Origin of the sequence: Pararhizobium sp. (genome assembly GCF_035497515.1) — a bacterium.
Classification (GTDB): Bacteria; Pseudomonadota; Alphaproteobacteria; order Rhizobiales; family Rhizobiaceae; genus Pararhizobium.
Map to the genome: position 1 here is coordinate 55,915 of NZ_DATJDJ010000152.1, position 17,526 is coordinate 73,440.

General features: G+C 60.8%; 14 protein-coding genes. 9 read left to right on the forward strand and 5 right to left on the reverse strand.

Translation table 11 applies throughout. The annotated features are described in order from the left end of the window. Positions 1 to 320: 320 nt before the first annotated feature. Positions 321 to 2,201, forward strand: a complete 1,881-nt coding sequence (locus tag VL202_RS15220) for a murein L,D-transpeptidase (protein ID WP_325464939.1) — start codon at positions 321 to 323, stop codon at positions 2,199 to 2,201. A 48-nt stretch (positions 2,202 to 2,249) separates the two neighbouring features. On the opposite strand, the gene VL202_RS15225 is transcribed toward VL202_RS15220, so the two are convergent. Further along, positions 2,250 to 2,927, reverse strand: a complete 678-nt coding sequence (locus VL202_RS15225; protein ID WP_325464940.1) for an HAD family hydrolase — start codon at positions 2,925 to 2,927, stop codon at positions 2,250 to 2,252. 219 nt (positions 2,928 to 3,146) lie between these two features. Between VL202_RS15225 and rpiA the strand changes: the two genes are divergently transcribed. From rpiA to VL202_RS15250, 5 genes are all read left to right on the forward strand, one after another. After that, the gene (rpiA, locus tag VL202_RS15230; RefSeq protein WP_325464941.1) at positions 3,147 to 3,842 is read left to right on the forward strand and encodes a ribose-5-phosphate isomerase RpiA; all 696 of its coding nucleotides are present in this window, start codon (positions 3,147 to 3,149) and stop codon (positions 3,840 to 3,842) included. 194 nt (positions 3,843 to 4,036) lie between these two features. After that, on the forward strand, positions 4,037 to 4,588 hold the full coding sequence (locus VL202_RS15235; protein WP_325464942.1) for a DUF2059 domain-containing protein: 552 nt from the start codon (positions 4,037 to 4,039) through the stop codon (positions 4,586 to 4,588). Positions 4,589 to 4,785: 197 nt separating this feature from the next. After that, a complete protein-coding gene (gene gor / locus VL202_RS15240; protein ID WP_325464943.1) occupies positions 4,786 to 6,177 on the forward strand; it encodes a glutathione-disulfide reductase in 1,392 nt (463 codons plus the stop codon). A 264-nt stretch (positions 6,178 to 6,441) separates the two neighbouring features. After that, on the forward strand, positions 6,442 to 7,815 hold the full coding sequence (locus tag VL202_RS15245; RefSeq protein WP_325464944.1) for a class II 3-deoxy-7-phosphoheptulonate synthase: 1,374 nt from the start codon (positions 6,442 to 6,444) through the stop codon (positions 7,813 to 7,815). A gap of 118 nt (positions 7,816 to 7,933) precedes the next feature. Next, positions 7,934 to 8,332 carry a GFA family protein gene (locus tag VL202_RS15250; protein WP_325464945.1) on the forward strand — a complete coding sequence of 133 codons (399 nt, stop codon included), beginning with the start codon at positions 7,934 to 7,936 and terminating at the stop codon, positions 8,330 to 8,332. 49 nt (positions 8,333 to 8,381) lie between these two features. On the opposite strand, the gene VL202_RS15255 is transcribed toward VL202_RS15250, so the two are convergent. The 3 genes from VL202_RS15255 to VL202_RS15265 all read right to left on the reverse strand — a co-directional run bounded on the left by VL202_RS15255 (position 8,382) and on the right by VL202_RS15265 (position 12,049). Continuing rightward, entirely contained in the window at positions 8,382 to 9,299 is a 918-nt protein-coding gene (locus tag VL202_RS15255; RefSeq protein WP_325464946.1) for a hypothetical protein, read from the reverse strand. Between the two features lie 175 nt (positions 9,300 to 9,474). Continuing rightward, complete coding sequence (locus VL202_RS15260; RefSeq protein ID WP_325464947.1) at positions 9,475 to 10,035, reverse strand: DUF1003 domain-containing protein; 561 nt, start codon at positions 10,033 to 10,035, stop codon at positions 9,475 to 9,477. A gap of 85 nt (positions 10,036 to 10,120) precedes the next feature. Beyond that, entirely contained in the window at positions 10,121 to 12,049 is a 1,929-nt protein-coding gene (locus tag VL202_RS15265) for an LTA synthase family protein (RefSeq protein ID WP_325464948.1), read from the reverse strand. Between the two features lie 294 nt (positions 12,050 to 12,343). Here VL202_RS15265 and VL202_RS15270 point away from each other — a divergent pair, with 294 nt between their 5' ends. Together VL202_RS15270 and VL202_RS15275 are read left to right on the forward strand one after the other, a co-directional pair. Then, positions 12,344 to 14,023, forward strand: a complete 1,680-nt coding sequence (locus tag VL202_RS15270) for an NAD+ synthase (protein WP_325464949.1) — start codon at positions 12,344 to 12,346, stop codon at positions 14,021 to 14,023. Positions 14,024 to 14,045: 22 nt separating this feature from the next. Next, on the forward strand, positions 14,046 to 14,885 hold the full coding sequence (locus tag VL202_RS15275; RefSeq protein WP_325464950.1) for a hypothetical protein: 840 nt from the start codon (positions 14,046 to 14,048) through the stop codon (positions 14,883 to 14,885). Positions 14,886 to 15,186: 301 nt separating this feature from the next. On the opposite strand, the gene VL202_RS15280 is transcribed toward VL202_RS15275, so the two are convergent. Next, positions 15,187 to 16,215: a LacI family DNA-binding transcriptional regulator gene (locus VL202_RS15280; RefSeq protein WP_325464951.1), complete on the reverse strand. Its 1,029-nt coding sequence runs from the start codon at positions 16,213 to 16,215 to the stop codon at positions 15,187 to 15,189. A 105-nt stretch (positions 16,216 to 16,320) separates the two neighbouring features. Here VL202_RS15280 and VL202_RS15285 point away from each other — a divergent pair, with 105 nt between their 5' ends. Then, positions 16,321 to 17,514: a phytanoyl-CoA dioxygenase family protein gene (locus tag VL202_RS15285; protein WP_325464952.1), complete on the forward strand. Its 1,194-nt coding sequence runs from the start codon at positions 16,321 to 16,323 to the stop codon at positions 17,512 to 17,514. Positions 17,515 to 17,526: the final 12 nt, after the last annotated feature.

Genomic DNA, 17,526 nt, shown 5'->3' on the forward strand with positions numbered 1-17,526 from the left:
GACGCAGCACAGGCTTCTGTGCCTTTTCAGACACAAGCAGGGGGATAGTTTTGGCGCTTCAGGGCGATTTGGGATCGGCGGCGGCTGGTTTCTCCCAGATTTGAAAAAAATACGCAGGAAATTCAAATTTTTGCCTGTGCTGGCCCGTTTCCTTACAGCGCCGTCTCTCACGGATTTGTGACACCCGAAGAGTGGGCTGGATGAGTACCGTTTGCTTTTCATTCACCATCCTTTCTTATAAGTACGAAAGCTCGGTGGCATGAAGGACATCGGGCGCGAACCGCGAATAGCGGCAATGCGATACAGGGACATTGACACCGATGAAATTGATCAGAACTGCAGCAATCGTGAGCCTTTTGACCGGGTGCGCGTTCACGTCCTTTGGTGTTCAGCAGGCCGAGGCGCTGAACCTTCTCGATCTTTTTCGCAAGAAGAAGCCTGTCGCCGTCGAGGAATACCTGCCGCTACCGGGCGTCGCGCAGGGACAGCCGGCCCAGAAGCAGGTTGCCAAGCCGCTGCCGAAGGTGAAGTCGCCGCAATATTACACCTACAAGGCCGAACCGATGCGCCGCATCGCGACCGCCAAGATCGCCGATCCGGTCGTGACCGGATCCGTGCAGAAGGTCGTGCTGCCGCCGATGCAGCGTTCCTCGCTTGCCGATGCGCGCCAGTTCCTGCCCGATGTCACGGCCTATGCGCCGGGCGATATCGCGAAGGCCGTCGAGACCTTCTATGCCGAGCACGATGGTTTCGTCTGGATCGACGGTTCCGGCCCGAACGCCGCTGCCAAGGCTGCCCTGTCGGTTCTTGGTCAGGCCGCCAGCGTCGGCCTCGATCCGCTCGACTATGCAGTCACCGTACCCTCCGATGACTATGACCGCGGCGACCTTTTGGCGCGCGAAAAGACGCTGGTGGAATTCGAAATCCGCCTGTCGGCCGCGACGCTGACCTATATCGCCGATACCGTTCGTGGACGCATCGATCCGAACAAGATTTCCGGCTACCACGATTTCAAGCGCAAGGACGTCAAGCTGGCGGCGAAGCTTGAGAATATCGCCCGCAGCCGTGATGTTGCCGCCTATCTCAACGGCCAGACGCCGTCGGGCCCGCAATTCGCTGCCCTGAAGCAGGAGTTGCAGACACTGGAGACCACGACGGGCGAGGCGCCGCGTGTCGTCATCGCGCCCGATACACTGCTGAAACCCGGCATCAGCAATCCGGAACTGGCCAATGTTGTCGCCGCGATCCGCCAGAAGGGCTCGGACGCGCTGAAGGTCGAGCATTCCCTGACGCTGTCCGCCTATCAGGGCACGCCGGAATACACGCCGGAACTGGTGGCGCTGGTCGAAGGTTTCCAGAAGGAAAACGGGCTGAAGCCGGATGGTATCGTCGGCAAGGCGTCGATCCGCATCCTGACCGGCGGCGACACAACCGCCGACAAGGTCGGCAAGGTCCGCATCGCCATGGAACAGGCGCGCTGGCTGCCGGCTGACCTCGGCAGCCGCTACGTTTTCATCAACCAACCGGCCTATACGGTCTACTACCACGACCAGGGTGCCGAGCAGTTCTCGATGCGCGTCGTCGTCGGCTCGAAGGCACACCAGACCTTCTTCTTCGAGGATGAGATCCAGACCGTCGAGTTCAACCCCTATTGGGGCGTGCCGCAGTCGATCATCATCAACGAGATGCTGCCGAAGCTGCGCAGCGATCCGGGTTATCTGGATCGGCTCGGCTATCAGGTGGAAGTCGGCGGCAGGCCGGTATCCTCCTATGACGTCAACTGGCATGGATCGACGAAGTCGGTTGCCGTCCGCCAGCCGCCAAGCAGCGACAACGCACTGGGCGAGTTGAAAATCCTGTTCCCGAACGCGCATGCGATCTACATGCACGACACGCCTTCGAAAAGCTTCTTCAAGAAGGATGTCCGCGCGCTCAGCCATGGTTGCGTCCGCCTTGCCGATCCGCGCAAGATGGCAGCGGCCGTGCTCAGCACGACGGTCGAGGATGTCGCCAAGGAAATCGCCGGCGGCCGCAACAAGGGCGTGTCGGTTCCGCACAAGATTCCGGTCTATGTGGCCTATTTCACCGCTTGGCCGAACAAGGACGGCACGGTCGAGTATTTCGACGATGTCTACGAGCGCGACATGTATATGAACCGCGCGATGGACGCCACGCGGACGGCACGACGCGCCGACGGCTGAGGCTGGACGGTGTGATGGATTGGCAAGGCGGCTGCGAAGCCGCCTTTTTCATGCCCGGACGAAAAGACCTTCGATCAGATCGACCGTGAGTTCGTCGAAATGGTGCATGACGAGATCCGGGCGCAGGCTTTCGACCGGTACGTCGGAATAGCCGAAGGGCACGGCGATCGAGCGCACATCGGCGTTTCGCGCAACCAGCATATCGTTGAGGCTGTCGCCGATCATCACGGATTTGCGCGGGTCGCCGCCGGCAAGGCGGATGGTGGAGAGCAGGTGCTGGGCATCCGGCTTGCGAACGTCGAATGTGTCGCCGCCGGTGATGGCCGCGAAACGCGCGGTCAGGCCGAGGCCGTCGAGCAGGCTTCTCGCGAGCATTTCCAGCTTGTTGGTGCAGACGGCGAGCAGGTAGCCGGCCGAGGAAAGCCGGTCCATTGCGTCGATGACGCCGGGATAGGGAAAGGATTCGCCCGGCATGGAGCCGTGGTAGAAATCCACGAATTCCTTCATTTGCCAGTCGAGGTCGGTAGCGCTCAGCTCCTTGCCCCGCAGCGTGAATGTGCGCTCGATCATCGCCTTTGCGCCGTGGCCGACCAGATGGGTGAGGTCATGATAGGTGACGGGCTGAAGGCCCGCTTGCACGACGGCGTGGTTGAGACTTGCAACCAGATCCGGAGCGGTATCGACGAGGGTTCCATCAAGATCAAAGACGACAACGGGTGCGGACACGGGAACCTCTGAATTTCCATGAGTAGACGATCCGGGTAGGGGAAGCCTGGGCAAAAAGCAATCGCGACTTTACGCGATAGCGTGGCGATGCCATTTGCGTCTGGCGCGCTATTTGGGCTTTTGTTTGCCGTTGCGCCCGTGTAAACGTCTCATCGGACGAAAAGACGGCGCGGTTTCGCAGCCGTTATCCTGATCAAAATTTTGGGGAGAGCGTGGCGCATGGACGCCCGTCAAATGAAAATCAAGGCTGCCCAGGCAGCGCTCGATTATGTCGAGGATGGCATGCGGCTCGGCATCGGCACGGGATCGACGGCGGAGGAATTCGTTCGTCTGCTGGCCGAAAAAGTGGCTTCCGGGTTCCGCATCGAAGGCGTTCCGACGTCGGAGCGGACGGCGCGCCTTTGCCTCGATCTCGGCATTCCACTGAAGTCGCTCGAAGAGCTGCCGGAACTGGACCTGACCATCGACGGCGCCGACGAGGTCGACCCGAAGCTGCGGCTCATCAAGGGCGGCGGCGGTGCGTTGTTGCGCGAAAAGATCGTTGCCTGCGCGTCGGCACGGATGATCGTGATCGCCGACGAGACCAAGGTGGTTGATACGCTCGGGGCCTTCAAGCTGCCGATCGAGGTCAATACTTTCGGCCTTCGCGCCACGAGGATCGCGATCGAGAAGGTTGCTACGCGGCATGGTCTGTCGGGTGAGATCGTCGTTCGTTCCTCGGGCGACGGCCCGTTCACGACGGATGGCGGGCATCTCATTCTCGATGCATCTTTTGGCCGCATTCCTGATGCAGATGCGCTGGCGCGTGACTTGAACGCCATTCCCGGCGTGGTCGAGCATGGGCTGTTCATCGACATTGCCTCGCTCGCCATCATCGCCGGTCCTGCTGGCGCACGGGTGATGACAGCGGTCTGATGGGCATTGTTGGCCGATGCGCGCAGCGGTCACGACGGAATTGACCTGCGGCTTTCGGGGCGCGCAGGAGTGATACGGTGGTTGCGGCGGCCTGGGATTTCGGGCGGTGGTAATTGCCTTGAAACTGGCTTATGCAGGGCCGCTGATGCAAGGCGCACGCGGACCCGGCGTCAACTGACAGGAGCGTTACAGACATGATCAATCTCGCAGGTCTCGGCCGTACGGTGGCTGCAACCGCCATCATTCTTTCTGCAGTGATGGCTCCCGCGCGGGCCCAGGACGTGACCGAAGACCAGATCAAGGCAGCGCGCGCCGCGATCGCCGCGATCGCGGCGACCAACGCTTTCGACAACATCCTGCCGAATCTGGCGGAACGCCTGAAGACGACGCTCATCCAGTCGTCGCCGAACTATCAGGAACTGATCACCAAGAGCGTCGATGACAAGGCCCTGGAACTGGCTTCGCGCCGCTCCGACCTGGAGCGCGAAGCCGCGACCATTTATGCCAAGACCTTCACTGTCGATGAACTGAATGCCATTGCAGCCTTCTATACGTCGGACGCCGGCAAGAAGCTCCTGAATGACGGCCCGATCGCGCAGCGCGAAATGATCAAGGCCGCCGACATCTGGGCTGCGGGCGTTTCTCGCGACCTCAATGCAGCTGCGACCAAGGAACTGGGTGCGACCCTGAACGCCGGCCAGCAGCCGATCGACGGCGCTGCAACGACCGAGAAGCCTGCGGAATAAGGCGCTGTCGCCTGGCAAGGTGAGACATCACGACGAATTGCAGAGCCCGGGTTCAGTCCGGGCTTTTCATTTTGTGCTTGGCCACCCTATATCAGGCACCACAATCGCGGGATTCGCCGACAAGCACGATGTCCATCCAGCCGTGCCTTTCATGCTATTCCGCCCCTTGCATATGACCCGTCCGGGAGTGTTTCAGCATGGCTTCTTACGATTATGACCTCTTCGTTATCGGCGGCGGTTCCGGCGGCGTGCGCAGCGGCCGCGTCGCGGCATCCATGGGCAAGAAGGTCGCGATCGCGGAGGAGTTTCGCTATGGCGGTACCTGCGTCATTCGCGGCTGTGTCCCGAAGAAGCTTTATGTCTATGCTTCGCAGTTTCCCGAGCATTTCGAGGATGCCGCAGGATTCGGCTGGACCGTCGGCGAAAGCACGTTCGACTGGCAGAAGCTGGTCGCGGCCAAGGAAAAGGAAATCACCCGGCTGGAAGGTCTCTACCAAAAGGGGCTCGCCAATGCAGGCGCTGAGATTCTCCACACGCGGGCGGAACTGACCGGCCCCAACACGATCAAGCTGCTCTCAACCGGCAAGACGGTGACGGCCGAGCGCATCGTCATCGCCGTCGGTGGGCATCCGAGCGCACACGAGGCGCTGCCCGGTCATGAACTCTGCATCAGTTCCAACGAAGCCTTCGACCTGCCGGAACTGCCGAAATCGATTATCGTCGCCGGCGGCGGCTATATCGCTGTCGAGTTCGCCAATATTTTCCATGGGCTTGGCGTCGAGACGACGCTGATCTATCGCGGCAAGGAAATCCTCTCGCGCTTCGACCAGGATATGCGGCGCGGGCTTCATGCGGCCATGGAGCACAAGGGCATCAGGATCCTCTGCGAGGACGTGCTGCAGTCCATCAAGAAGACCGAGGATGGAAGATTGGCTGCGGAAACGATGAAGCATGGCGTGGTCACCGTGGACCAGGTGATGCTGGCGCTCGGTCGCGTTCCCAACACAAAGGGTCTTGGCCTGGAAGCTGCTGGCGTTACCGTAAACGAGCGCGGCGCGATCGTTGTCGATGCCTTTTCCCGCACGAGCGCGCCGGGCATCTACGCGCTGGGTGACGTCACCGATCGGGTGCAACTGACACCCGTGGCGATCCATGAGGCCATGTGCTTCATCGAGACCGAATACAAGGGCAACCCGACGTCGCCGGATCACGAAACGATCGCCACAGCCGTCTTTTCGCAGCCGGAAATCGGCACTGTGGGGTTGTCGGAAGAGGATGCGGGCAAGAAGTTCGAGGATCTGGAAGTCTATCGGGCCGAATTTCGCCCAAGCAAGGCGACGCTGTCCGGACGCACTGAAAAAACGATCATGAAATTGATCGTCAATGCAGCCGACCGCAAGGTCGTCGGCGCCCATATCCTGGGCCACGAGGCTGGGGAGATGGCGCAGTTGCTCGGGATCACGCTCAAGGCCGGCTGCACCAAGGATGATTTCGACCGCACCATGGCGGTACATCCCACCGCCGCCGAGGAACTGGTGACCATGTACAACCCGAGCTATCGAGTGAAGAACGGGCAGAGGGTGGCCTGATCTTTCGGGAGCAGCTCCGTTCCGCCGCAATCTGTGCGCGCCAAAGCGGTTGCGCACACTTTGGTGGTACAATGGCTTTGCAAGCGTGATGTTAACGTTTATAAGCCCGCATCCGCAAAATCGCCGTTTCTTCCTTCAAGAAGAACGAGGGTTGGCGACAGCGCCGCAGACAGACGGCTCAAATCCGGTTTCAGGCAGCACTTGATGGCGGCAATCCGCTGATGTGACTGGAGGCGGACCCCGTGCAAGGAACAGGTGATCGACATGGCACAGAATTGGACCCCGAACAGCTGGCGGCAGAAGCCCATTCAGCAGGTTCCGGACTATCCGGACAGCGCAGCCTTGGCTGCCACCGAGGCGCAGCTCGCGACCTATCCGCCGCTGGTCTTCGCGGGCGAGGCGCGCCGTCTGAAGGGCGCTCTTGCGAATGTTTCGGAAGGCCGCGGCTTCCTGCTGCAGGGCGGCGACTGCGCCGAGAGCTTTGCCGAGCACGGCGCCGACAATATCCGCGATTTCTTCCGCGCCTTCCTGCAGATGGCTGTCGCCCTGACCTTTGGCGCCCAGCAGCCGGTCGTCAAGATCGGCCGTATCGCCGGCCAGTTCGCCAAGCCACGCTCGTCCAACATCGAGAAGCAGGGTGACGTCGAGCTGCCGAGCTATCGCGGCGACATCATCAACGGCATCGAATTCACCGAGAAGGCCCGTATTCCGGATCCGGAGCGGCAGATTATGGCCTACCGCCAGTCGGCGGCGACGCTCAACCTGCTGCGCGCCTTCGCCCAGGGCGGCTATGCCAACCTGGATAATGTGCATCAGTGGATGCTTGGCTTCGTCAAGGACAGCCCGCAGGCCGAGCGTTACCGCAAGCTCGCCGACCGCATTTCCGAAACCATGGAGTTCATGAAGGCCATCGGCATCACGCCGGAAAGCAATCCGAGCCTGCGCGAAACCGATTTCTTCACCAGCCACGAGGCTCTGCTGCTCGGTTACGAGCAGGCGCTGACCCGCGTCGATTCGACCTCCGGCGACTGGTACGCGACCTCCGGCCACATGATCTGGATCGGCGACCGCACCCGCCAGCCGGACCATGCGCATGTCGAATACTGCCGCGGCATCAAGAATCCGATCGGCCTGAAATGCGGTCCATCGTTGACCGGTGACGGCCTGCTCGAACTGATCGATATCCTCAACCCGAACAACGAAGCCGGCCGCCTGACGCTGATCTGCCGCTTCGGCCACGACAAGGTTGCCGAGCACCTGCCGCGGCTGATCCGCGCCGTCGAGAAGGAAGGCCGCAAGGTCGTCTGGTCCTGCGACCCGATGCACGGCAACACCATCACGCTCAACAACTACAAGACCCGTCCGTTCGAGCGGATCCTGTCGGAAGTCGAAAGCTTCTTCCAGATCCACCGCGCCGAAGGTTCACATCCGGGCGGCATCCATATCGAGATGACCGGCAACGACGTGACGGAATGCACAGGCGGCGCCCGTGCGCTGTCCGGCGCCGATCTGGCCGATCGCTATCACACCCATTGCGATCCGCGTCTCAACGCCGATCAGGCTCTGGAACTGGCCTTTCTTCTTGCCGAGCGCATGAAGGGCGGACGGGACGAAAAGCGAATGGTCGTCAACGGCTGATCAGCCTTGCTGATGGTCGCTTGAGACAATTGAAATTGACAGGACCGGGTCGGCTGACGAAGCTGGCCCGGTTTTTTCATGCCCGGACGACGGGCCAACAAGATATTCGGGGTTCAAGATGGCCGATGAACATGCGGGCTCATGCAATTGCGGATCGGTGACGTTTCGCACGCGCGGCAGGTTGCGGGAGGTGGTCGCCTGTCACTGCTCCCAGTGCCGCAAGCAGACGGGTCTCTACTACGCGGCAACCAACGTCCTCGACAGCGAGCTCGATCTGGAAGGGGCTGATAACGTCACCTGGTACAAGTCGAGTCCAGAGGCGCGTCGTGGCTTCTGCAAGACCTGCGGTTCGGCGCTGTTCTGGAAGATGGAGGGACAGGATTATACGTCGATCATGGCGGGTGCCTTCGACGGGCCGACAGGTCTCACATTTGGCTATCACATCTTCTGCGCCGACAAGGGCGATTTCTACGAGATCGATGATGACTTGCCGAAGTTCGCGCAGTCGAATGTTTGAGCTTATGCAACATATTTAAAGCGCGACGCTGTCGCGCCGGAAGGGTATTTCAGGTGTCCTCTGGCGACGTGTTTTCCAAGTCGATGGATTGCACGGCCTGACGATAGGCATCATTGAGCGCGCTGAACTTGACCGCCTGCCAGCGCTGGTATTCCTGAATGAAGGAGGCGGATGCGAGAATGGTCTTGCGTGTGCCGCTGCCGTCGCGGACGTTCATCGATCCCAGCGCTTCCGCTCGGACGAACAGGCGGCGCACATGGGTGCGTGACAGGGAATAGTGGTTGGACAATTCGGAAAAGCGAAAACCTTCGACCCGGTGATGGCCATCCTCCGGTATGAGGTTGATCAGCCGTGCAACGAAATCATCGAGAATCAGTCCGCCATATTCAGTCCAGACGAAACAGGAAATGCTGAGCGGTGGCTCGCGCCATGCCTTGTCGGCGATCAATCGCCTTGCGGCGATTGGCTGCGCATGTCGGAAAATCTCCGGATTGGCCTCGAGTGTCTCGACGCGATTTCCCTGATCGAGCAGATCGAGGCTGCGCATCTGGCCGCGAAACCACAGCCCCATCGCCTCATGGCTCGCCTCGGTCGGTTCCAGCGGGCGGCTGCGCTTGCTGGTGCTGCCGGGCACGTCACGGATGAGCTTGTAGGCCAAGAGTTCGGAGAGGAAAGCAGTCGCCGTATTGCGGCTCGCCGCGCCGAAATCGTTAATGCTGTCGAGAAGCCTGGATGCGGTGATCCCGGATAGAGGGTCGGCCGGATCACGCTCCAGATGCAGGGCATAGGCCGCCTGCGTCAGCAACCATTTCTGCTGGGCGGAAACCAGGCGGGCGGTGCGCGGAAACCGGTCATAGAGCTCGATCATGTGCCGCGCGCCCTGTTGCAGGACGCTTAGGAACTCCGGATTGGCAACCAATGCATCCGCTTTCGGGTCGGAGACTGCTGTGGGTACTGTGCCGGTCATGGATGTATCGAAAGTCCGGTGAATGCGCGCATCGCGTTTAAGAATCAGCGAGCGCCGATTTCAAGCTATGTCACCGGGCCAACGGCCAATGTCCATCTTTTGTTGCATCGATCTCATCGGCGATGGATATAGCCTGACATTTTTTACGGGGAGTGCCGGGGAACGAGGCCGTGTCTCAAGCGCCCCGGATTTGCGGATCACCGTTCTCCCGGTAGCGTTCCAACTGCGCCTGCAGGCGGCCGACATCGGCGCGCAGTTCGGTGATCTCGCGCAGCAGCACCGTGTCGATCTTGTGATGCAGTGAAATCAGTTCGACTTCGGACTTGAGATTGACCTCGTAGTCCTTGGAGGCATCGAACCGGTCCTTCATCGCCTGCCGGTTCTGCGACATCATGATGATCGGCGCCTGCAACGCTGCGACCATCGACAGGAGCAGATTGAGGAAGATGAAGGGGTAGGGATCGAAGGCTTCCCGCATCAGCAGGACCGTGTTGGCGGTCGTCCAGACGGCCAGGAAGACGATGAACCCGATGATGAAGCCCCAGGAGCCGCCGACGCGGGCGATGCTGTCGGACAGCCGGTCGCCAAAGCCCTGGCTCGCCACGAAAGCCGCGTTGGTATCCTCAGACAGGATCTTCTGCTCTTTCGCCTTGTGAAGGACGCGCCTCTCGACCGCGCCGAGTTCGTCGCTCATCTTGCCGAACAGAAGGTGGGAAATTTCATCAAGATGCGACATGGGCAGGCTCCGTTTTGAACGTCGCCCTTTCTAGCCCATGCCGGCAGTTTGGCGAAACGCCGGATGAGGGCGTTCCGCCAGTTTTTTACATCGCCGCGGGGAACAGGTCCGAGTGCGATTCGAAGAAGCGTTCCGTGCCGTAGCGTTTGCCGAACATCATGTCGTGCTGCAGGAAACGGTAGTCGCGGATCAGCGGCTGGGTGGCCTTCTGGCGCGACCAGGCAGCAGTGTCCTTGCCCTTGGCATCGACGAGCATGTAGCGGTCGATGACATGGTACTGGTCGAAGACATTGCCGAGGAAGCCGGTATAGTAGGGATGCTCGAAGCCGCCCTGCTTGAGGATCTGGTAGGACAGGAAGGCCGGGCTGATCGTGCCGATATCCTTGACCGGGCCGGTCTTGTTCGACCAGACGACCAGCGGGGTTTCGTGCTGTGCCTTCATCTGCTCGAGCGAGCCCTTGCGTGACGCGGTGACCTCGTTCATGAAGCCGGTGTTCGGATAGACCGTGTTGAGCGGCGGCAGGTGATCGCCGAACAGGACGATAATCGTCTCCCGGTCGCGCTCCTTGGCCCAATCCATCAGCATCTTCAGGCTGTCATCGGCTTCCTTGATGCCTTGGGCGTAGGTGGCGAGCACCTGGCGATCGACCTCCGGCAGATTGCCTTCGACCTTGATCGTGTTCTTGACGTAACGGTTTGCCTCATAGGGACCGTGGCCCTGCAGCGTCACCGTGAAGAAGAAGAACGGGTCTCGCAACTGGTCGGCCTGCCGGATGATTTCCCTGGTCAGCGATTCATCCGAGGCGAAGATGCCGCGCTTCTGCATCACCGGCATGTTTTCTTCAGACTTGAACTGCTCGAAGCCGAAAGCCTTGTAGACGGCGCTGCGGTTCCAGAACCATTTCTGGAACGGATGTACGGCGCGCGCGACATAACCTTCGCCACGGAAGAAGGTCGCAAGCGAGGGGATCGGATTGCGGATATACTGCTGGTAGGGAATGCTGCCATAGGGCAGGAACGCGTTGGAGAACCCGGTCAGCGCCTCGAACTCGACATTGGCGGTCATGCCACCGAATTCCGGTGAGAAGACGTTGCCCGACTGCATGGCGCGGATCGTCGGCATCGGGTCTGGCGACAGCTTGATGTTGGGCAGGCGCGTCGGATCCCAGAAGGATTCGCTCATCAGCACGATCACATCCGGCTTGCCGCGATGTGTCGTGCCGGCGGGAACCGGCTTCACCGGGATCGTGTCGATCGCATCCGACATGTAGCCGGCGGGAGCGGTGACATTGGCCATCGGCAGGTTGAGGGCAAACGCCATCAGGAAGCCGTTGTGCCGGTAGTTTTCCGTCTGGTCCCACATGATCGGGATGACCTGCAGGCGATCGCGCATCCAGGAGAAATTGTTGTAGTCCATGATGTGGTAAAAGGAGCCGAGCAGCGGCAGGGCGACCGCCAGCCGCGCCATCCGCTGGCGGCGGGTCAGCACGGGAAAGCGCCGCCAGGCGAAGCGGACGAGCCATCCGAGCGCCACCAGCGCAACGATGATGCCGACCACGACGCCGACGAAAGTCCACGGGCGGTCCTTCACGAGAACCGGCATCAGTTCCATGATCTGCCGCCCGAAGAGAAAATCGGTCGGGTAGAGCGGATCGGACAGGAAAATCTGCTTCTGGTGACTGACCAGCGCCGGGACGAGTGCCAGCGGCGCAACAAGAATGACACCATAATTTTCGCGCGAGAACGCAGCATCGAGCGCGATGAACAGGAGGAAGAAAACGCCGATCGTCGTCCAGGCCGGACGGGCCGGATCAAGGAAAAACGACACGACTTCCGTAATGGAATCACGGGCGATCCACTCGACGACGAAGATGAGGGATATGGAGAAGAGCAGCGTGACCGACAGTCGCTTGGCAATGGACAATGCCTTGCCGAAGCGTGCGCCTGTTCCGATCTGAGGGACATAGACATCGGAAACGCCAACCGCGGTTACTGCCGATTCAAAACTGGCCAAGGCCGTCTCCAATTTCACAAAACTTTCGTAAGCCTGTCATATAGATGTCATCTTGAACGCAACATGAATAAGTCAAGCAGGATCGCCTGCCGCGCCCCGCCGAGCAGGCTGAAAGCCCTGTGGCAGTGAGGTTTCTTGCGTTGTGGAAAAGAATCCGGGTAATCAATCGAGTGGGCGTCGCCCGAATTTTTTCTGTTCTGCCCGAAGGTGAGCGGGTATTCTGGCGGGGAATGCGATAAAGAGCATCGCGGATGCCGCCGCATCCGCGAAAGCAGATCCAGCACAGGCCTGTTCATGACCGCGCAAAAGACCATTTCCAATACGTTCCGTATCGCCGTTGCCCAGCTCGATCCGACTGTGGGCGACGTCGCCGGCAATCTTGCCAAGGCCCGTGAGGCACGCGCCGATGCAGCGCGCAGCGGCGCCGACCTGTTGCTTCTGACCGAATTGTTCATCTCCGGTTATCCGCCGGAAGACCTGGTGCTGAAGCCGGCCTTCCTGAAGGTCTGCCAGAAGGCGGTCGATACGCTGGCAGCCGATACGGCCGATGGCGGGCCAGGCGTGATCGTCGGTTATCCGCGCCAGGGGGAAACGGGACGGCACAATTCCGTTGCCGTTCTCGATGGCGGTCGCGTCCTTGTCGTTCGCGACAAGGTGGATCTGCCCAATTACGGCGAATTCGACGAAAAGCGCGTTTTCACGGAAGGCGCGATGCCTGGACCGGTCAATTTCCGCGGCGTGCGGCTCGGCATTCCGATCTGCGAGGAAATCTGGAACGACCTGGGCGTTTGCGAGACGTTGGCGGAAAGCGGCGCGGAAATCCTGCTCGTGCCCAATGGCTCGCCCTATTATCGCGGCAAGATCGATGTTCGCCATCAGGTCGTGCTGCGCCAGGTGATCGAGACCGGTCTGCCGATGGTTTTTGCCAACCAGCTTGGCGGCCAGGACGAGCTTGTCTTTGACGGCGCGAGCTTTGCCTTCAATGCCGACAGGACACTCGCCTTCCAGATGAGCCAGTTCGAGGAGAGCATCTCCATTTCCGAATGGCAGCGGAACGGCGACGGCTGGGTCTGCAGGCAAGGCATGATGTCCCGACTGCCGCAGCAGGAGGAGGCCGACTATCGCGCCTGCATGCTTGGCTTCCGCGATTACGTCAACAAGAACGGCTTCAAGAACGTCGTGCTCGGCCTTTCCGGTGGCATCGACTCCGCCATCTGCGCGGCGCTTGCCGTCGATGCCTTGGGCGAGGAGCGGGTGCGCACGGTCATGCTCCCCTATCGCTATACATCGTCGGATTCGTTCAAGGACGCCGAGGATTGCGCCAAGGCGCTGGGCTGCCGCTATGACACTATTCCGATCGAGGAGCCGGTTCAGGGCTTTCTCAATGCGCTGTCGGAAACGTTCGATGGAACCGAGAGCGGCATTACCGAGGAAAACCTGCAGAGCCGGACGCGCGGCACCATCCTGATGGCGCTATCCAACAAGTTCGGCTCGATGGTGGTGACGACGGGCAACAAGTCGGAAATGTCGGTCGGCTACGCGACGCTCTACGGCGACATGAACGGCGGCTTCAATCCGATCAAGGACCTCTACAAGATGCAGGTCTACGGCCTGTCGCGCTGGCGCAACACGACTGTGCCACCGGGTGCGCTCGGACCCTCCGGCGAGGTCATTCCGAAAAACATCATCGACAAGGCGCCTTCGGCGGAGCTGCGTCCCAACCAGACCGACCAGGATTCGCTGCCGCCTTACCCGGTGCTCGACGATATCCTCGAATGCCTGGTGGAAAAGGAGATGAGCACGGAGGAGATCGTCGCGCGCGGCCATGACGAGGCGACCGTGCACCGGATCGAGCATCTGCTCTACATCGCCGAATACAAGCGCCGCCAGTCTGCACCGGGCGTGAAGATCACCAAGAAGAACTTTGGCCGCGACCGTCGCTATCCGATCACCAACCGGTTCCGCGACCGCTAGACTTTCGAATTTGGGGGACGGCATGCGCAGTTCGGTGGAAATCTACACTCTGGAAACCGGCAGGAGCCGCGTCGTCTGGCAGACCGACAGCCTGGTCGAGGCGCCCAATTTCTCGCCGGATGGCGCATCGCTGGTGATCAACGGAGACGGATTGCTTTACCGGCTGCCGTCTTCCGGTGGCGAGCCTGTGTTGATCGACACCGGTTTTGCGCGCGAATGCAACAACGACCACGGAATTTCGCCTGACGGCCGGACGATCGTCATCAGCGACAAGACCGAATTCAGCGCCTCGACCATCTACACGCTGCCGGCAACCGGCGGTACGCCGAATCTGGTGACGCAAAACAGGCCGTCCTACTGGCATGGCTGGTCGCCGGACGGGGCGACGCTTGCCTATTGCGGCATCCGCGACAACGTCTTCGATATCTATACGATCCCGGTCGAGGGCGGCGAGGAGAGCCGGCTGACCTTTGGTGAAGGGCGCAATGACGGACCGGACTACAGCCCTGACGGACAATGGATCTATTTCAACTCCAGCCGGACCGGCCGAATGCAGATTTGGCGGATTCGGCCGGATGGTTCGGATGTCGAACGCGTCACCGACAGCGAATACGGCGACTGGTTCCCGCATCCGTCTCCCGATGGCCGGCATCTGCTGGTGCTTTCCTATGATGGTGACGTCTTCGATCACCCGCGCGACCTGGATGTCCGGCTCCGCCTGATGGATCCGGATGGCGGCAATGCGCGTGTCCTGTTCGATCTGTTCGGCGGGCAGGGCACCATCAACGTCCCAAACTGGTCGCCCGACGGCACTGAATTCGCGTTCGTGCGCTATGAGGCGGAAGCATCGCAGTCGAGTTAACCCGCAAAGAGTGTCTTAACGATATCGCGTCAAAGTTGTGTTATTCTGCTTGCGCGTGAAAGCACCTCTCCCCATTGTTTCTGTCAAAGCCGGGGAGAGATCAGGACATGCAGTCGAGAGTGGTCATTTTCATCGATGCGGAAAACGTTTCGGCGGCGCATGTGGCGCATGCCTTCGGGGTGATCGGTTCCCAGGGAGTGCTGGTGGCCCGGCGTGCCTACGGGGATTTTGCCAAAGGCGATCTTCGACGTCGAGCAGGACGCGGACCAGGTCATGCCGACCGAACAGGCGGCTGACCGTCTTAACCTGCTTGGGCTGGGATGTTGTAGGGTGTGATGACTTCGACCGCCGAGAGCGACGGCATGCCGGGGATGGAAAGCGCATTGCGTCGGCCCATGATCGCCCGAAAAGCGGCGCGGACATCCGTCTTCAAGTCATGGTGCAGCACGTAATGGATCTGGCGTGACTTGAGCAGGTCGAGATTGGCGGCGTCGAGGTCGTGCGCGACAAAGATTGCGCAGGAAAGTCCCGCTGCCGCGAAAGCTGCAAGCACCGCCCGGTTGCCGCCGCCGATCGAATAGACCGCGTTGATCGCAGGATTGGCCGACAGCGCCTCGGCGGCAAGCGCGCCGGTTGCCGCATCACGGCCAAGGCCTTCGCTGATCTCGACGATTGCGATCGACGGATAGCGTTCGCGCAATGTGCGCCGAAAGCCGATCTCACGTTCCTCCTCGCCGCGAAAGCGGCTGCTCGACAGGGTGACGAGCACAGTCGCCTTCTGACCGGCAAAGCGTTCACCGATGAGATAGGCGGCAGTTTCGCCCGCCGCCCGGTTGTCGGCTCCGGCATAGGCGGTGCGGGGCGCATTCGGCAGGTCGGTCACCAGCGTCACCACGGGAATGCCGGCCTGTTCAGCCCGCGCGACGGCGGCGCTGATATCCGGAACGTCGGGGGCCTTCAGCACGATGCCGTCGGTGCCGCGCAGGCGAATGCGATCGAGAAACTGGACGATCTCCTGCGGTCTTATGGCTTCGGCCAGATGGAAGCGGCAGCGGAACACCGTCGGCAGGAAGGTGGCGTTCTCGCTCTCGAAGGCGGTGCGCACTGCGTCGGTAAAACGGTCCGGCGCCTCCATGATCACGTCGATACTGAACTTGCGCCCCTGAATTTCGATGCCGGCCTGCTGTTTCTCCAGTTCGCGAATGGCGGCATGCACCCGCACTTCGGTTTGTTTTCGCACGCCATCGCGGCCGTTCAGCACGCGGTCGACGGTCGCGATGCTGAGGCCGGCCTGAAATGCGATGTCCTTGACCAGAAACCGATGCGCCAAACCAGAGCCTTCCTGAGGTGTTTTTGATGTGTTTCTGCTCTATATCAGCATTTTGCGGCGCGTATAGTGCACCCATCGAGCATCACTCGCCGGGAGGAAAACGGCATGAAATCCGACAATGCGCCGAAACTGCGCGCCGATCGTGTCTGGCTGACGGAGGCTGCCTGCGATCTCGACGACTTCCGCACCGAAGTCGAGCGCGCGACGCAATTGAGCGACTATCCGCATGCGGTGGCGGTCGAGAAGAACGTGCTGATCTATGATGGTGCCGATGTCCTGAAGGCTGGGGCAACGACCGAAGGCCGACGCGCCGTGCTTGCCGAAATCTGCGAGGCCTTCGCCACCGGCCCCGGCGTCGTCGTTCTCAAGCGGGCTTTCGAAGATATGTCGGTGATCGATGACGCGAGCGATATCTTCGAAAACATCATCAACGAGCAGCACCGCACCAACAGCGGCGGCGGCGATCATTTCGCCAAGCCGGGCGCCAATGACCGCATCTGGAACTCGCTGGAAAAGCATTGCCTGAAGGACCCGGAAAATTTCGCCGCCTATTACGGCAACGCGCTGATCGCGCTGGTCAGCGAAGCCTGGCTCGGCCCAAGCTATCAGATGACGGCGCAGGTCAATCGCGTCAATCCCGGCGGCTCCGCCCAATCCGCGCATCGCGACTATCATCTCGGCTTCCAGAGTGCATCGGTGATCGAGCAATTCCCGGCGCATGTGCACCGGTTGTCGCCGGTCCTGACGCTGCAGGGGGCAGTCACCCATTGCGACATGCCGCTCGAAAGCGGGCCGACGCTGTTCCTGCCCTATAGCCAGACCTATGTGCCCGGCTATCTCGCGCTGAAGCGCCAGGAATTCCGCGATTATTTCGATCGCAATCACGTACAACTGCCGCTGTCGAAGGGCGATCTGGTCTTCTTCAATCCGGCGCTCTATCACGCCGCCGGCACCAATCGCTCGGAAAACATCAAGCGCGTCGCCAATCTCCTGCAGGTTTCCTCGGCCTTCGGACGGGCGATGGAGACCGTCAACCGCGAACGGATGAGCGGAACGCTCTATCCGGTGCTCAACGCGATGCTGGCCGACGGCCGATTGACTAAGGCAGAGGCTGCCTGCGCCATCGCCTCCTGCGCGGAAGGCTATTCCTTCCCGACCAATCTCGACCAAGACCCGCCGCTCGGCGGGCTGGCGCCGAAGACGCAGGCGCAGTTGATGCATGAAGCGCTGGCTGCCGGCTGGGACGCTGCGGCGTTCAACGCGGCGCTGGCTGCTCAATCCGAGAAGAAGCTGAGCTGATCTCGAACACAA

What these genes read in the sequence shown, in the direction of transcription:
- VL202_RS15220 (WP_325464939.1), top strand. Translation starts at nt 321, where the DNA reads ATGAAATTGATCAGAACTGCAGCAATCGTGAGCCTTTTGACCGGGTGC.
- VL202_RS15245 (WP_325464944.1), top strand. Translation starts at nt 6,442, where the DNA reads ATGGCACAGAATTGGACCCCGAACAGCTGGCGGCAGAAGCCCATTCAG.
- VL202_RS15255 (WP_325464946.1), bottom strand. Translation starts at nt 9,299, where the DNA reads ATGACCGGCACAGTACCCACAGCAGTCTCCGACCCGAAAGCGGATGCA.
- VL202_RS15260 (WP_325464947.1), bottom strand. Translation starts at nt 10,035, where the DNA reads ATGTCGCATCTTGATGAAATTTCCCACCTTCTGTTCGGCAAGATGAGC.
- rpiA (WP_325464941.1), top strand. Translation starts at nt 3,147, where the DNA reads ATGGACGCCCGTCAAATGAAAATCAAGGCTGCCCAGGCAGCGCTCGAT.
- VL202_RS15275 (WP_325464950.1), top strand. Translation starts at nt 14,046, where the DNA reads ATGCGCAGTTCGGTGGAAATCTACACTCTGGAAACCGGCAGGAGCCGC.
- VL202_RS15285 (WP_325464952.1), top strand. Translation starts at nt 16,321, where the DNA reads ATGAAATCCGACAATGCGCCGAAACTGCGCGCCGATCGTGTCTGGCTG.
- VL202_RS15270 (WP_325464949.1), top strand. Translation starts at nt 12,344, where the DNA reads ATGACCGCGCAAAAGACCATTTCCAATACGTTCCGTATCGCCGTTGCC.
- gor (WP_325464943.1), top strand. Translation starts at nt 4,786, where the DNA reads ATGGCTTCTTACGATTATGACCTCTTCGTTATCGGCGGCGGTTCCGGC.
- VL202_RS15235 (WP_325464942.1), top strand. Translation starts at nt 4,037, where the DNA reads ATGATCAATCTCGCAGGTCTCGGCCGTACGGTGGCTGCAACCGCCATC.
- VL202_RS15250 (WP_325464945.1), top strand. Translation starts at nt 7,934, where the DNA reads ATGGCCGATGAACATGCGGGCTCATGCAATTGCGGATCGGTGACGTTT.